The 14424-nt window shown below is 70.4% G+C and carries 14 protein-coding genes; 5 read left to right on the top strand and 9 right to left on the bottom strand.

Annotation, left to right across the window (positions count from 1 at the left end; translation table 11 throughout):
- Positions 1 to 799 precede the first annotated feature (799 nt).
- The 4 genes from H5398_RS16125 to coaA all read right to left on the bottom strand — a co-directional run bounded on the left by H5398_RS16125 (position 800) and on the right by coaA (position 5416).
- On the bottom strand, positions 800 to 2185 hold the full coding sequence (locus tag H5398_RS16125) for an NAD(P)H-hydrate epimerase (protein WP_182784497.1): 1386 nt from the start codon (positions 2183 to 2185) through the stop codon (positions 800 to 802).
- Positions 2182 to 2532, bottom strand: a complete 351-nt coding sequence (locus tag H5398_RS16130) for a holo-ACP synthase (protein ID WP_182784499.1) — start codon at positions 2530 to 2532, stop codon at positions 2182 to 2184. The genes H5398_RS16125 and H5398_RS16130 overlap by 4 nt, the downstream gene beginning before the upstream one ends.
- 23 nt (positions 2533 to 2555) lie before the next feature.
- Positions 2556 to 4388 (bottom strand): glutamine--fructose-6-phosphate transaminase (isomerizing), encoded by a 1833-nt coding sequence (glmS, locus tag H5398_RS16135; RefSeq protein WP_182800790.1) that lies wholly within the window; start codon positions 4386 to 4388, stop codon positions 2556 to 2558.
- Positions 4389 to 4453: 65 nt separating this feature from the next.
- Positions 4454 to 5416 carry a type I pantothenate kinase gene (gene coaA, locus H5398_RS16140; protein WP_370585816.1) on the bottom strand — a complete coding sequence of 321 codons (963 nt, stop codon included), beginning with the start codon at positions 5414 to 5416 and terminating at the stop codon, positions 4454 to 4456.
- Positions 5417 to 5451: 35 nt separating this feature from the next.
- Between coaA and H5398_RS16145 the strand changes: the two genes are divergently transcribed.
- Positions 5452 to 6885: an aminopeptidase P family protein gene (locus tag H5398_RS16145; RefSeq protein WP_182800791.1), complete on the top strand. Its 1434-nt coding sequence runs from the start codon at positions 5452 to 5454 to the stop codon at positions 6883 to 6885.
- A gap of 3 nt (positions 6886 to 6888) precedes the next feature.
- Here the strand turns inward: H5398_RS16145 and H5398_RS16150 are convergent, their stop codons facing one another.
- The 3 genes from H5398_RS16150 to H5398_RS16160 all read right to left on the bottom strand — a co-directional run bounded on the left by H5398_RS16150 (position 6889) and on the right by H5398_RS16160 (position 9194).
- Positions 6889 to 7713, bottom strand: a complete 825-nt coding sequence (locus H5398_RS16150; RefSeq protein ID WP_182800792.1) for an alpha/beta fold hydrolase — start codon at positions 7711 to 7713, stop codon at positions 6889 to 6891.
- A 75-nt stretch (positions 7714 to 7788) separates the two neighbouring features.
- Positions 7789 to 8283, bottom strand: coding sequence for a general stress protein (locus tag H5398_RS16155; RefSeq protein WP_182784509.1), 495 nt, complete (start codon positions 8281 to 8283; stop codon positions 7789 to 7791).
- A complete protein-coding gene (locus H5398_RS16160; protein WP_182800793.1) occupies positions 8280 to 9194 on the bottom strand; it encodes a CoA ester lyase in 915 nt (304 codons plus the stop codon). Before H5398_RS16160 ends, H5398_RS16155 begins: the two co-directional genes overlap by 4 nt.
- 29 nt (positions 9195 to 9223) lie before the next feature.
- On the opposite strand from H5398_RS16160, the gene H5398_RS16165 reads away from it, so the two are divergent.
- The 4 genes from H5398_RS16165 to H5398_RS16180 are packed head-to-tail and all read left to right on the top strand — an operon-like array spanning position 9224 to position 12548.
- Complete coding sequence (locus H5398_RS16165; protein ID WP_182784512.1) at positions 9224 to 10510, top strand: magnesium transporter; 1287 nt, start codon at positions 9224 to 9226, stop codon at positions 10508 to 10510.
- Positions 10503 to 11021, top strand: a complete 519-nt coding sequence (locus H5398_RS16170) for a DUF1003 domain-containing protein (protein WP_182800794.1) — start codon at positions 10503 to 10505, stop codon at positions 11019 to 11021. The genes H5398_RS16165 and H5398_RS16170 overlap by 8 nt, the downstream gene beginning before the upstream one ends.
- The gene (locus H5398_RS16175) at positions 11018 to 11356 is read left to right on the top strand and encodes a hypothetical protein (protein ID WP_182784517.1); all 339 of its coding nucleotides are present in this window, start codon (positions 11018 to 11020) and stop codon (positions 11354 to 11356) included. The genes H5398_RS16170 and H5398_RS16175 overlap by 4 nt, the downstream gene beginning before the upstream one ends.
- Positions 11343 to 12548: an Mrp/NBP35 family ATP-binding protein gene (locus tag H5398_RS16180; RefSeq protein ID WP_220489609.1), complete on the top strand. Its 1206-nt coding sequence runs from the start codon at positions 11343 to 11345 to the stop codon at positions 12546 to 12548. Before H5398_RS16175 ends, H5398_RS16180 begins: the two co-directional genes overlap by 14 nt.
- 12 nt (positions 12549 to 12560) lie before the next feature.
- Here the strand turns inward: H5398_RS16180 and H5398_RS16185 are convergent, their stop codons facing one another.
- Positions 12561 to 12971, bottom strand: coding sequence for a sec-independent translocase (locus H5398_RS16185; RefSeq protein ID WP_182784519.1), 411 nt, complete (start codon positions 12969 to 12971; stop codon positions 12561 to 12563).
- Positions 12972 to 13002: 31 nt separating this feature from the next.
- A complete protein-coding gene (locus H5398_RS16190) occupies positions 13003 to 14421 on the bottom strand; it encodes a zf-HC2 domain-containing protein (protein ID WP_182800795.1) in 1419 nt (472 codons plus the stop codon).
- Between the last annotated feature and the right edge of the window lie 3 nt (positions 14422 to 14424).

A 14424-nucleotide genomic window follows, 5' to 3' on the forward strand; every position in this document is an offset into this window, starting at 1 on the left:
CTCCAACGCGGCCACGCCGTCGCGCTGCGCACGTCGCCGGTCTTCACGGTCGAGTTTGTCTATCACGGTCATCATTCTGCTTTCGTGTCAGGAGCAACCCCTTACACAAACCATCTGACACCCTCCCCTCTAGTCAGCCCCCTGAGCGTGGAGCCCCGCACTGGCGCCCCGCCTCCGCGGACCTGGGACCCACCTGCCCCACGAAGCCAAGCAGAGCGCGGCAGACGCGGTGATGGAAGGGGTGCCCCTGACGGAAGTTCCTTCCATGAGGGTCCCGCGACCGGGAGCGAGGGTGGGGGACGGCAGGGCGGCACTGCGCAGCGGTGCCCAACCCGAGGATCACCCAACCGGCACCCCGCCCAAGCACACCCACCCCCAACGCCGCCCTGCCGGCCCACACCCCGGACCAGACCACGCCACAGGAGGAACGAGTGCGGGGAGACGGGAGACGAGGGCCGGGCGGCCTCAACAACCCAGCCACCGACCAGACCAGCACCCGACAACAAGACCCTGGACAACGGCCGCCCGGGCATCGACTCCCGACTCCCCGCACCCGACCACGAGATCAGCATGAATGTGGAAGTCACGACCCTTCGAGACAGGGCCACGCCGCTCCGCGGGCGGCCCTCCTCAGGGAGCGAAGGGGACAGGCCACGCCGCTCCGCGGGCGGCCCTCCTCAGGGAGCGAAGGGGACAGGCCACGCCGCTCCGCGGGCGGCCCTCCTCAGGGAGCGAGGGGGTGGCCCTCCTCAGGGAGCGAAGGGACAGGCAACGCTCCGCGGGCGACCCTCCTCAGGAGCTACCGTCCTGCCAGTTCAGCGATCACGGCGGGCAGCCTCGCCGCCAGCGCGTCTGGCGGGTACGGGCCGGGGTTCCGCTCGGCGGCGATGGCCTGGACGCTGGCACCCAACACGCCCGCCCGCCACGCCGGGAGTCCCGCAGCCAGCAGGGCTCCGCAGATCCCCGCCAGCACGTCACCGGATCCGGCCTGGGCGGTCCAGGCGGGCCCCCTCACCGCCATGGTCACGCGCCCCGACGGCTCAGCCACGTATTGCGTGGCCCCCTTGAGGAGCACCGCCGCGCCCGTCTGCCGCGACACCTCCCGCACGCACACCAGCGGATGCGCCTCGACGTGGGCACGGGTGCAGCCCAGTATCCGGGCCAGTTCGCCGGCGTGCGGGGTGAGCAGCCACCCGTCGAGTCGCCCCGCGGGCAGCGAGGTGAGCGCGTCGGCGTCGACGACGGTAGGCACCTCGTGGAGTCCCGCGTTCGCCACGCGCCCCTCGGTGCCCTCACCGTCGCCCCACCCGGAACCCACCACCATCGCCTGGGCGCGCCCCTCGCCGATCACCACGCTGGGGAACCGCGACAGGATCAGTCCGGAGGCCACGCGACCGGTGTAGCGCACCATGCCGGCCCCGGCATGCAGGGCACCCGAGACGCCGAGGATCGCGGCGCCCTGGTACTGGTCGGAGCCGGTGTCGATCATCACCACTCCGCGGGTGTACTTGTCCGACGTGGGCACCGGCGCGGGCCACCACCGCGCCACGTCGGCCACCTCGGCCTGCTGCAGCAGCGGAGCATCTGCCTCCACGCCGATGTCGGCGACGTGCACCTGGCCGCAGCGCGAGGCGGCTGGCTCCTGCACGTGGCAGGGCTTCAGTGCGGCGAACGTGACGGTGTGGGCGGCGCGAAAACTCGGATGCGTCGCCCCGGAGTCCGCGTCGAGGCCGCTGGGCAGATCTACCGACAGCACGGGCACACCCAGGTCCGCGCACGCGTCGGCCATGGTCTCGACCACAGGCGGCAGCCCGGGCCGCGATCCCAGGCCGGTGAACGCGTCGATCACCAGGGCGCACTCCGCGAGGGCCTCGACGGCGGCCGTCGCCTCCACCACCTGGCAGCCGGCCGCCCGCGCCGCGGCGAGGCCACCCTCGTGCGCGCTGCCGGCCACGCACCAGACAGCGACGGCGCGGCGCTGGGCGAGCTGGGCGGCGGCGAACAGTCCGTCTCCCCCGTTGTTGCCGGGCCCGGCCACCACCAGCACCGGGCCCTCCGGGGCGACGGAGGTGGCCACCCGGGCCACCTCGGCCGCGGCTCGTCCCATGAGGTCCACGCCTGGCTCGGCGGCGAAGACCCTCGCCTCGGCCGCGCGCATCCCGGCCGCGGTCACCACGGGCCTCATGCTTCGCACACCACCATCGCCGTGGCGAAGCCACCGTCGTGGCTGATGGACAGATGGATGTGGCGGATGCCCAGCGCCTCCACCCTGGCCGCGACGGACCCGGCGTTGCGGAAGGCCGGGTCGCCGTCGGCGTTCTTGACCACCTCGCAGTCCAGCCATCGCATGCCGCCCGGCGAGCCGAGCGCCTTGGCGAACGCCTCCTTCGCGGCGAACCGGGCGGCCTGGGACTCGATGGAGAGAGCACGCTCGGCCGGGGTGAGAAGGCGCTCATCCAGGCCGGGGCGACGCTCCAGCATGTCCCGGAAACGCTCGATGACACACAGGTCCGTGCCGATACCCACGATCATGGCGCCACTCTAGGGCTGAACCCCTACTCGACGGTGACCGACTTGGCCAGATTCCGTGGCTGATCGACGTCGTGGCCCTGCAGGGTGGCCAACTCGCAGGCGAAGAGCTGGAGCGGGATGATGGCGGCCACCGGCTGCAGCAGCGTGGAGAGCTTCGGCAGCTCGATGAACACCGCCGCCGCGGCACGCGCCTCCTCGTCGTCGGCCTCGGCCAGGACGATCGTCTTCGCGCCACGGGCCCGGACCTCGGCGATGTTGGACACCACCTTGTCCCGAAGCTGGTCCCGGCCGCGGGGCGGCACCACGACGAACACCGGCAGGTCCTTGCGGATCAGCGCGATGGGGCCGTGCTTGAGCTCCCCGGCCGCGAAGCCCTCCGCGTGGATATAGGCCAGTTCCTTGAGTTTGAGCGCCCCCTCCAGCGCGACGGGGTAGCCCACGTGGCGGCCGAGGAACAGCACGGAGGGCTCGTTGACGAACTCGCGCGCCAGGTCCAGGACCTGCTGCTGGTTGTCGAGCATGCCCTGGATGGCATCGGGCATCCGCTCCAACTCGGCCAGGAGTGCCCCGATCTCGTCTCCGTACTTCATGCCACGCACCTGCGCCAGGTAGAGGCCGAGCAGGTAGCAGGCCACCAGCTGGGTGGTGAAACCCTTGGTGGAGGCCACCCCGATTTCGGGGCCGGCGTGGGTGTAGATGACGGCGTCGGATTCGCGCGGGATGGTGGCGCCGTTGGTGTTGCAGATGGCGATCACCTTGGCGCCCTGCTCCCGGGCGTGCCGGATGGCCATCAGCGTGTCGGCGGTCTCGCCGGACTGGGAGATGGTCACCACCAGCGTCATCGGGTCGATGATCGGGTCCCGGTAGCGGAACTCGGAGGCCACCTCCACCTCGCAGGGGATGCGGGTCCAGTGCTCGATGGCGTACTTCGCCACCAGGCCCGCGTAGAAGGCCGTGCCGCAGGCGACGATGACGATCTTGTTGATCCGGCGCAGGATCTCGGGGGAGATGCGGATCTCGTCGAGGACAAGTTCGCCGCGCTCGTTGAGGCGGCCGAGCAGCGTGTCGGCCACGGCGCGGGGTTGTTCGAAGATCTCCTTGCGCATGAACCAGTCGTAGCCCTGCTTCTGCGCGGCCTCCAGATCCCAGTCGACGTGGAACTCCTTGGTCGGCGCCGGCGCGCCGTCGAAGGTGGTCACGCTGACCCCGGCGGGGGTGAGCTCGACGATCTGGTCCTGGCCGAGCTCGATGGCGTCCCGGGTGTACGCGATGAACGCGGCCACGTCCGAGGCGAGGAACCATTCGCCCTCCCCCACGCCGACCACCAGCGGCGAGTTGCGCCGCGCGGCGACGATCCGGTCCGGGTCCTGGGCGTCGACGGCCACCAGCGTGAAGGCGCCTTCCAGGCGCGAGACGACGGCGCGCATCGCGGCGAGGAGGTCCAGGCCCGCCTCCAGCTCGCGTCGCAGCAGGTGCGCGGCCACCTCGGAATCGGTCTCGGAGGAGAACTCGACGCCCGGCAGCTCGGCGCGGAGCTGGCCATGGTTCTCGATGATGCCGTTGTGGACGATGGCCACGCGCTCCGAGACGTGCGGGTGCGAGTTCTGGTCCGTCGGCGCTCCATGGGTGGCCCAGCGGGTGTGGCCGATGGCCACGTGCCCGGTGGGAAGCGGATCCGCGGCGATGGCGGCCTCAAGGTTGACGATCTTGCCTGCCTTCTTGCGCCACTCGATGCGCCCCCCGCTCGGCAGGGCGACACCCGCTGAGTCGTAGCCGCGATACTCGAGCCGGCGAAGCCCGCTCAGTACCACATCGAGTCCGTCACGTTGTCCGAGATATCCCACGATTCCACACACGCGAAAAACCGTACATGATGAATGCGCGTTTCTTGACATCCGCGCCTGTGAGGGCTCCGCTGCGGTTACACCTTGCGGATGAGGATCGAGTCGACTGCGTGCGACTCGCGCTTCACGAGGATGGCCGTGGCCCGATCCCTGGTGGGCTCGATGTTGAGGCGGAGGTTGAGGCCGTTGATCTCTTCCCAGACCCGGGCGCCGAACGCGACGGCGTCGGCTTCGGACAGCTCCGCGTAACGCCTGAAGAAGCTCCGCTCGTCGGTGAACGCGGTCCGCCGCAGGGTGAGGAAGCGCTCTAGGAACCACTGCTTGATGTGCGACTCGGGAGCGTCGACGAACACGGAGAAGTCGAAGAAGTCGCTCACCGCCAGCCCCGGCTTCCCGTCCGCCTCTACTCGGGCTGGCTGCAGCACGTTCAGGCCCTCGATGATGAGAATGTCCGGGCGCTCCACAGCGATGTGCTCGCCCGCAACGATGTCGTAGACCATGTGGCTGTACACGGGTGCGAACACGCTCGGCACGCCGGACTTCACGTCGATGACGAAGTCCAGCAGCGCCCGCCGGTTGTAGGACTCGGGGAATCCTTTGCGCTCCAGGAGACCGCGACGCTCCAGCTCGGCGTTGGGGTAGAGGAAGCCGTCGGTGGTGATGAGGTCCACCCGCGGCTGCCCCGGCGCCCGGCGGAGCAGCTCCTGCAGCAGGCGCGAGACCGTGGATTTGCCCACCGCCACGGACCCGGCCACCGCGATGACGAACGGCGTGCGGTCCACATCCAGTCCCAGGAAGTCATGGCTCTGCGAGTAGAGCCTCCCGGTGTTCTCCATGTAAAGGTGGAGCAGCTGCGTCAGCGGGCGGTAGACCTCCACGAGGTCCCGGTGGGAGGTGGGATCCCCGATGCCGCGGAGTCTGTCGAGGGTGACCTCATCGAGATCGATCTGCGTCGCGTCGGCCAACGCCGCCCACGCGTGGCGTTCGAGCGTGACGTACGGTCCGGTCACCGGCACTCCTTCGTGGGGTCGATCGGCAATCGTACAGGGAAGGGCGCCCGCGTACAGTGGGGCGCATGACCGACGACCGCTCCGGGAACCGCCGCGACCCCTACTCCGAGGAGTTCAAGACCTTCATCGTCAGTGGATGGGCTCCGGACCACCACGCACTGCCCGATCGGCTGCCCGCCGCGCGCTACGCGGCCGCCAGGCGGGTGCAGCTCGCGCAGGAGTTCGCCGGCACCACCCTCGTTGTACCGGCCGGTCCGCTGAAGCCCCGCTCCAACGACACCGACTACCGGTTCCGGCCCCATAGCGCGTTCGCCTACTACACAGGCCTCGGCGAGGACAGGGAGCCGGACGCTGTGCTCCTCATCCAGGACGACGACGCCACGCTGTTCTTCCGCCCGCGCGCCCCGCGCACGGACCGGGAGTTCTACGCCGACGCCCGCTACGGCGAGATGTGGGTGGGCCGGCGCGACTCGCTGGAGGAGATGGCGGCCGCTGTCGGACTCCCCTGCCGCGACATCCGCGAACTGGAGGACGTCATCGGCCACGCGTCGGGGCCGCTGGCCGTCATCCGCGAGGCGGACCCGGCGGTCACCGCCCTCGTCGACGGTGCACGCACCGACGAAGACCTCTCGAGAGACGCCGAACTGGAGCGAGCCTCCTCGGAGGCCCGCTTCGTCAAGGACGAGTTCGAGGTGACCGAGCTGCAGCGTGCCTGCGCCGCCACCGCCGTCGGCTTCGAGGCCGTTGCCCGCGAGCTGCCGCGCGCCGTGGAGCAGGGCCGCGGCGAGCGGTGGGTCGAGGGCATCTTCGAGCTGCACGCACGGCACCTCGGCAACGCCATCGGCTACGACACCATCGCCGCCGGCGGGGATCACGCCAACACCCTGCACTGGATCAGGAACGACGGGGACCTCAGCGACGGAGATCTGCTCCTGCTTGATGCCGGGGTGGAGGTCAACACCCTGTACACGGCCGACATCACGCGCACGCTCCCGGTCAGCGGCCGTTTCACCCCGCCCCAGCGGCGGGTCTACGAGGCCGTCCTCGCGGCGCAGACCGCGGGCATCGCGGCCTGCCGCGACGGGGCCGCCTTCGCTGATGTGCACCGGGCAGCCATCACCGTGCTGGCGGGCTTCTTCGAGGAGCTCGGCATCCTGCCCGTCAGCGCCGCCCAGTCGATGTCGGCCGACGGCGGCCAGCACCGCCGCTGGATGGTGCACGGCACCTCCCACCACCTCGGCCTCGACGTGCACGACTGCGCCCACGCCCGAGCGGAGGAGTACCGCCTCGGCACGCTGCGCTCCGGGATGGTCATCACGGTGGAGCCCGGTGTCTACTTCAAGTCCACGGACCTGCTCGTGCCTGAGGAGTACCGCGGCATCGGGGTGCGCATCGAGGACGACATCCTCATCACGGACTCGGATCCGGTGAACCTGTCCGAGGCGCTGCCCCGCACCGCCGACGACGTGGAGCGTTGGCTGGCCCGGAGCCGCGGCTGAGGCTCAGTCCTCGGACTCCGAGACCACGGTGGAGGTCTGGCCGCGGGTGAGGAGCCCCCGGATCACGCGGGCCACGTCTGCGGGGCGCGCCACCGTCACCTGGTGCGCAGCTTCCGGCACCACGTGCAGCTCGCCGCGCTGCACCGTCTCGGCCACCAGCTCGACGTTGGCGATCGGGGTGGAGGTGTCCCGCTCCCCCGCCACCATCACCACGGGAAGAGTGATGTAGGGCAGGTCGTCCCGGACGTCGTGGGCGGCCAGCGCCCGGCAGAGCTGGGCATAGGAGTGGTCGTCCGCGGCGGACAGCCCCTCCATCACGGCGTCCACAACGGCGGGCTGCTGGGCGCGGAACATCGGAGTGAACCACCGCTTCGTGGTCTCCTCCACCAACTGCTGGGTGCCGGTGGCCTCCACCTGATCCGCGCGGTCCAGCCAGCGGGCCGGCTCGCCGACGGTGGCGGCCGACGCCACCACCACGACACCCGAGAAGGTCTTGTCATAGTCGCGCGCCACGTGCAGCGCGGTTGCCCCGGAGATGGACAGCCCGGCGAAGTAGACGGGCACCTCTGCCCCCACCTCCTCGCGCACCTCGGCCGCGACCTGCGCGATGCCTGCGGCCACCGCGTCCAGGGTGGGCTCGTCGGCGTCGTCCCAGACCGTCCCCAGCCCGGTACCCGGGAGATCGACGAAGACCACACGGGCATCGTCGATCAGCTGGGCCGCCACGGGGGTCCACTGATGGGCGGCGTTGCCCCCGAGGCTGGGCCCGACGAGCAGCACGCGCTCCGCGGGGGTGCCGGGGTTGTAGGTGGTCCAGTTCAGATCCATCGACGTGCTCCTTGGACAGTGGTGGTGAGGGACAACTTACCCGAGGGGGATCCGCTCCTCGGCAGCCCGGGGCACTTACTCGAACAGGGCCGCGCGGGAGCCGGGCCGAGCCGTCAGCATGTCGCGGGCCTGCTGCGCCACCTTGTGCTCAGCGAGCACCTCGTAGCTCGTGGCAACCGTGATCCGGGCGGAGTTGAAGTCGCGCTTACCCCCGGTGAGGGAGTGTGCCAGGGCGCGGAACAGGACACCGAAGACCACGCCCATCGCGAGGCCGACGTAGAGCATGGCGAAGTTGCCGTTACCCACGAAGAGCATCAGCATCACGCCGACGAACAGGCCGGTACTGAGTCCGGACAGGGCGCCCTCGCCGAGCACGGTGGCCCAGGTGCGGCGCCCCGTCACCCGCTCGAGCAGCTTGAGGTCGGTGCCCACGATGAGAAGGTTCTGGACGGGGAACTTCTCGTCTGCCAGGAAGTCCACCGCCGACTGTGCCTCGTCGTAGGTGCCGAATTGTGCGATGTGCTGAGGGTAGTTCAGCTGCATCAGCTTCCGGTTCGCCGGCTCGGTCATGTGCTCCTCCGTCCGCGCGCCAAGGTGGCCTGAGCCAAGCTTACGCCCGCCTCATCAACCATCTCGTCGCCGAGAAGGACGGCGCCGATCCCCGAGGCCGCTCCGCGTGCGGCCGCCGCGACCATCGCCTCCGCGCGCGCCAGGGCCTCCGGCGATGGGGTGAACGCCTCGGCCCCGGCCGCGATCTGGGCCGGATGGAGCACCCACTTGCCGTCGTAGCCGAGGGCGGCGGCGCGTCCGGCCGAGGCGCGGAATCCGGCCGCGTCATGGACCGCGACGTAGGGACCGTCCACGGCCTGCAGCCCCCGGGCCCGCGCGGCCACCAGGATCCGGGCATAGGCGTGGTGCAGTGGGTCCCCGGGATATCCGCCGCTGAGTCCTCCCACCAGCAGCGACGGAAGGCCGAGCGAGGCCATCAGGTCACCAGGGCCCATGTGCAGCGCCTCCAGGCGGGGGCTGGCCGAGGCGATGTCGTCGGCCCTTGTCAAGGCGACGGCGTCCTCGAGGAGGACCTCGATCCCAATGCGGCCCACGGCGAGCCCGTGGGCGCGCTCCAGCTGGGTCAGCAGCAGGTCGAGCGCCTCCACCTGGCCCGGCGAGGTGACCTTCGGAAGGAACACCGTGTCTAGGCGGTCGCCGGCCCCAGCCACCACGTCGATCACATCGCGGTACGTCCAGGGGGTGGCCCAGCCGTTGACCCGCACCGACACCGTGGGCGCCAGCCAGGTGCGGGCGCGCAGGGTCTCCACGGCGCGCGAACGCGCCTCGTCCTTGGCCGCCGCAGCCACTCCGTCCTCCAGATCCAGGAAGACCTGGTCCACGTCGAGCCCCACCGACTTGTCCAGGAAGCGTTCGCTGGAGGCCGGGATGGACAGCACGGTGCGGCGGGCTCGTGCGGGGCGTTGGTTCATCGTCGGGTCCTTGCGGCTAGATTTGCCCTATGACCGCCAAAGATACGCAGGTTTTCATCTCGCGGGTCATCGGTCTCCCCCTCGTCGACTCCGCCGGTGACCAGGTGGGTCGCGTCAAGGATGTGGTGTGCTACCTGCGCACCGAGGGACGTGCTCCGCGCGTGAAGGGTCTCGTGGCGGAGCTGTTCGCCCGGGTGCGGATCTTCGTGCCCATGATCCGCGTGCACGACATCACCCCCAACCAGGTGGCCATCACCGGGCAGGTGGACGCCCGGCGCTTCCAGCGACGCGAGGCGGAGCTCCTGGTGGCCGGCGACCTGTTCGACAGGAGCATCGAGCGGGCGCGGCCCACCCGGATCCTCGACGTGTCCATGCACATGGTGCGCAACCGGGAATGGGAGCTGGACACGGTGGCGCTGCGCGCGAGCGGCGGCGCGGGGCGGTTCGGCTTCGGGAGCCGCAGCGCACCCCAGCTGGTGTCGTGGCGCGAGATCCCGGACCTGATCCTGGCCAGCGGCCGCACCGCGGCCCATCTCATCGCCGAGTTCTCCGAGATGAAGCCGGCCGACGTCGCCAAGGAACTCCACGACCTCGAGCCCGAATCGCTGGCAGCCGTCGTGGACGCCCTCGACGACGAGTCGCTGGCGGAGGCCATCGAGGAACTCCCCGAGGACGAACAGATCGACATCATCTCCGCGCTCGGAACCGAGCGGGCCGCGGACGTGCTCGGAGAGATGGACCCCGACGACGCGGCGGACCTCCTCCGCGACCTCCCCCCGGACATCGCCGAGGAACTGCTCCAGCGGATGGAGCCGGAGGATTCGGCCGATGTGCGCCGCCTGCTGGTCTACGAGGAGTTCACCGCCGGCGGCATGATGACGCCCGAACCGATCGTGCTGGACACCGACGCCACCGTGGCCCAGGCGCTGGCGTTCGCCCGGATGGACGCCCTGACGCCGGCGCTGGCGTCGATGGTGTTCGTCACCCGGCCCCCTCTCGAGACCCCCACCGGACGCTACGTCGGCGCGGCGCACCTGCAACGGCTGCTGCGGGAGCCGCCGACCACGCTGGTGGCCACACTGCTGGATCAGGACCTCGACCCCCTGTCCCCGGCGGATCCGCTGGCGCAGGTCAGCCGCTTCTTCGCCACCTACAACCTGGTGGTGGCGCCCGTCGTCAACGCCGCCGGGCTGCTGGTGGGTGCCGTCACCGTCGACGACGTGCTGGACCACATGCTGCCGGATGACTGGCGCGGCGACCAGATGGACGAGGTGGAGGCCTCGGACCTCTCCGGCGCCGAGGTGAGCCATGGCTGAGCGCAACCCCCTGTCCCAGCCGGGCGAGCGCAGCTGGCTGCCGAAGGTCGCGGTGGACTCGGAGACGTTCGGCAGCTTCGCGGAAAGCTTCGCCCGCTTCATGGGCACGGCCAAGTTCCTCGTCTACATGACGGTCTTCGTCATCATCTGGGTGACCATCAACCTGGTGGGGCTCTTCGGCCTCAAGTGGGACCCGTACCCGTTCATCCTGCTCAACCTGTTCTTCTCCACCCAGGCGTCGTACTCGGCGCCACTGATCCTGCTGGCACAGAACCGGCAGGAGGTGCGCGACAAGTTGAGCCTGGACGAGGACCGGCGGATCGCTGCACAGTCGCGGGCGGACATGGACTTCCTGGCCCGCGAGATCGCCTCCATCCGCATGCACCTGGGGGAGCTCGCCACCCGCGACTTCGTGCGCGGTGAGCTCCGCACGGAGCTCCGCGAGCTGGCCGAGCACCTCGACCGGACGGCGTCGGGACGGGCCCCCTCGGATCCCGAGGCGGTCAGTTGAGCGCCCGGCCCGAGATCCGGTGGTTCGGTGTCGTCCTGCTCGTTGGCCATCTGGCCCTGACGGTGCTGGGCGGGGTCGCGCTGTGGCGGATCGCCGGCGGCTGGTGGGTGGGCGCCGCCGTCGCCGCGCTGTTCATGCTCGGTTACCTGGCGCTGTGGAAGCAGCTTCTGGCGCCCGGCACCCGGCAGAGGCTGAACTACCGTGAGAGGCTCACAGTGGCGCTGGTCGTCGGCCCCGCAGTCGTGGTGCTCGGCAGCCTGTCCGGGCTGTGGCTGCCCGCCCTGATGGCCACCAGCGTCGTCCTCCTCGGCGATGCCCTCAATGAGCGCCCCTAGACTTGCCTCGCCAGCCCACCCCTGCACCCTGAAGGACATCGTGACCGAACACCCCCTGCTCCCCCACATCCGCACAGCCCTCCACGGAGTGGAGGACCCCGAGATCCGGCGTCCGATCACGGACCTCGGCATGGTCGACGACGTCGCGGTCTCGGACGACGGCGCCGTGCAGGTGCGGATCCTCCTCACGGTGGTCGGCTGCCCGATGCGCTCCGAGATCATCACCCGCGTCTCTACGGCGGTCTCCGCCGTCGCCGGCGTCTCGACGGTCGCGGTGGAGCTGGGGGTGATGAGCGACGAGCAGCGCGAGGCGATGCGCACCATGCTGCGCGGCGGCGAGAAGCAGCGCGTCATCCCGTTCGCCCAGCCCGGCAACCTCACCCGGGTCCTGGCCATCGCCTCCGGCAAGGGAGGCGTCGGCAAGTCCTCCGTCACCGTGAACCTCGCCCTCGCCCTGGCTGCGCAGGGCCGCTCGGTGGGCATCCTCGACGCCGACATCTACGGCCACTCCATCCCTGACCTCCTCGGGCTGGGAGACGCGCGGCCCACCGTCGTCGACGACATGATCCTGCCCGTGCCCGCCCTCGGTGGCCTCAAGGTGATTTCGATCGGCATGCTCAAGCCGTCGCGGGATCAGGTGGTGGCCTGGCGCGGCCCCATCCTGGACCGCGCGCTCACACAGTTGCTCGCGGACGTCTACTGGGGGGACCTGGATTATCTCCTGCTCGACCTGCCACCCGGCACCGGGGATGTCGCGATGTCCCTGGGCCAGAAGATCCCGGGCTCGGAGGTCATCGTGGTGACGACTCCCCAGTCCGCGGCCTCGGAGATCGCGGAAAGGGCGGGCACCATGGCGCACATTCTGGAGCAGCGGGTCATCGGCGTGGTGGAGAACATGAGCTGGATGGAGACGGTGTGCCCGCACTGCTCCGAGCCGCACCGGCTGGAGCTGTTCGGCTCGGGGGGCGGCACCCTGGTGGCCGAGGCGCTCACTGAGCGGTTCGTCTACGAGGTTCCGCTGCTGGCGCAGATCCCGTTCGACGAGACGCTGCTCAGCGGCGGCGACACGGGCCGCCCGATCGTCGAGACCCATCCGGAGCATCCGGCCGCGCAGGCCATGGTGTCGCTGGCCGGCGAAGTCGCGGCGAGGAAGCGCGGCCTGCTGGGAACGCGCCTGCCCCTGTCCACCTGACAGGCGGGTGTCCTAGGTGGCGTCGGGGTCGAACGGGGAGTTGACCACCGGCGCCGGGAGCGCGGGCGTCGTCGTCCGGGTGGCCTCGACGGCGGCGCCGGCCTCCTTTTCCGCCTCCCGTGTGGTCTGCTTGAGTGAGGCTTCGGCGGCCTGAAGCTCGCGGCGGGCCTCGTCGAGTGCGGCGACCTCCTCGCGCATGTGCTTGGCGATGAACGTCTTGGGGTTCAGGTCGCGGAGCTCAAGGTCCGAGTAGTCCGCGCCGAGTTCGGTGCGCAGGGTGCTGGTGGCGTTGTTGGCGATCCCGCGGAGGTAGATGAACACCCGCGCCGCCTTCCGGGAATACTCAGGAAGCCGCTCGGGGCCGAACATGACGACGCCCAGCACGAGAATGAGGACGAGGTCTATCGCGTCGATGCCGAACACGTCCCCTAGGGTACAGTCTCGACTTCGACCCTCAGCGCACGCCGGTCAGGCGTTTGAACCCGACGGCGGCCCGATCCAGCAGCGTCGGCGCGAACGGCTCCTCGCCGGGAAGCTGGCCCGAGATGGCTGCGAGCAACGCGGGGGAACCGTTCGTGGTCACCGACACCACGGCCGGCCCGGACTGCCAGAGGCTCACGGTTGGGAGCCCCGAGGCCAGATCGGTGCGGGAGGTCACCTGGTCTCCCAGAACGCCCTCCGCCCAGCCGACGACGGCGGTCTCGATGCCGTCCGAGTAGACGAGATTCATCGACGTCGCGCCGTGCCGCTCCGAGGACGAGTAGGCCACCAGCGGCAACCCGCCGATCTCCTGAGGACAGGTGGGGAGTCCCACGCACCATCCGGCGGCGCCGCTGGCGGTGGCCGGCTGGAGGGCGATCAGCTGGGTGAGGGAGTCCTCGTGGAACTGGGCTGTGCCGAGACTGAGCTGCGTGTACCCGACGGCGAGGCTCACCGCCCCCGTGGGGTCATATCTCTCGCCCCACAGCAGCAGACCATTGGTCGCGTCCACCCACCAGCTGGCGACGGCGCCCCCGCCGTCTGAGGCCACCAGCCGCACTGCGGCCCGGCCGGCTACCTGCTCGGGCAGCACGCCCTGGGTGAAGCTCCAGCGCTCTGGGGCGGCCACTGGGCGGGCGGAGAACTCGGGAAGGAAACTCGAGCTGAACCGGTCACCCCGCGCGTCCATCACCTCAAGCTGGGCCCCCTGGCCCTCCACCTTGGTGGTGTGCACGTCCGCGGTGCGGTAGCGGCCCTCTCCGTTGGAGATCCAGACCCGCTGAACGCCGGTGAGGGTGAGGTCGGCCTCCGTGGAGGCCCGGAGCAGGGCGGCGGCCTGTTCGGCGCTGAGCTCTGCGCCCCCGTGGGGCGAGGCCCTGCGCGCGTAGCTGGAGGACTCGCCGAGGTCCGCCCCACGCTCGTAGGCGAGCAGCACGGCGCCCACCGCCTCGGTGACGCTGATCGCGGAGCTCGACATGGAGTACTGCTCACGGGCGGACTTCACGGGGTCGGTCAACCGGGCCGGGTCTGGAGCCACGAGCACCGCCAACACCATGACGGAGACCATGACGGCCAGCAGCGCGGCGCCGGATCGGACCGCGAGGCGGGTGCGGCGGCGTCGGAGGGAGGGAAGGTCGCCCATCCCCGCGGCCATGTACAGGGGAGCCTCGGCGTGCTCACCGGCGATCGACTCAAGCTTGGCGGTCAGGGAGTCCGGCGCCGCCGAGCGGCTGCAGCCACTGAGGGTTGTGCACAGCGTGGAGATGGCCGCCACCTCGTCGCGGCAGGAGGCACAGCCCGCCAGGTGGTAGCTGACCTGTTCCCACCGCTTGGGCGCCAACGTCCCGTCGGCGAAGGCCGACAGGTCGGGGCGGAAGCGCTCACATCGGTGCACTGA

The organism is Tessaracoccus sp. MC1679 (genome assembly GCF_014164775.1).
GTDB lineage: Bacteria > Actinomycetota > Actinomycetes > Propionibacteriales > Propionibacteriaceae > Arachnia.

Coding starts and splice junctions, on each gene's coding strand:
- H5398_RS16150 (WP_182800792.1), bottom strand. CDS start 7,713: ATGGATCTGAACTGGACCACCTACAACCCCGGCACCCCCGCGGAGCGC.
- H5398_RS16170 (WP_182800794.1), top strand. CDS start 10,503: ATGGCTGAGCGCAACCCCCTGTCCCAGCCGGGCGAGCGCAGCTGGCTG.
- H5398_RS16145 (WP_182800791.1), top strand. CDS start 5,452: ATGACCGACGACCGCTCCGGGAACCGCCGCGACCCCTACTCCGAGGAG.
- H5398_RS16160 (WP_182800793.1), bottom strand. CDS start 9,194: ATGAACCAACGCCCCGCACGAGCCCGCCGCACCGTGCTGTCCATCCCG.
- H5398_RS16125 (WP_182784497.1), bottom strand. CDS start 2,185: ATGAGGCCCGTGGTGACCGCGGCCGGGATGCGCGCGGCCGAGGCGAGG.
- H5398_RS16180 (WP_220489609.1), top strand. CDS start 11,343: ATGAGCGCCCCTAGACTTGCCTCGCCAGCCCACCCCTGCACCCTGAAG.
- H5398_RS16165 (WP_182784512.1), top strand. CDS start 9,224: ATGACCGCCAAAGATACGCAGGTTTTCATCTCGCGGGTCATCGGTCTC.
- H5398_RS16130 (WP_182784499.1), bottom strand. CDS start 2,532: ATGATCGTGGGTATCGGCACGGACCTGTGTGTCATCGAGCGTTTCCGG.
- H5398_RS16155 (WP_182784509.1), bottom strand. CDS start 8,283: ATGACCGAGCCGGCGAACCGGAAGCTGATGCAGCTGAACTACCCTCAG.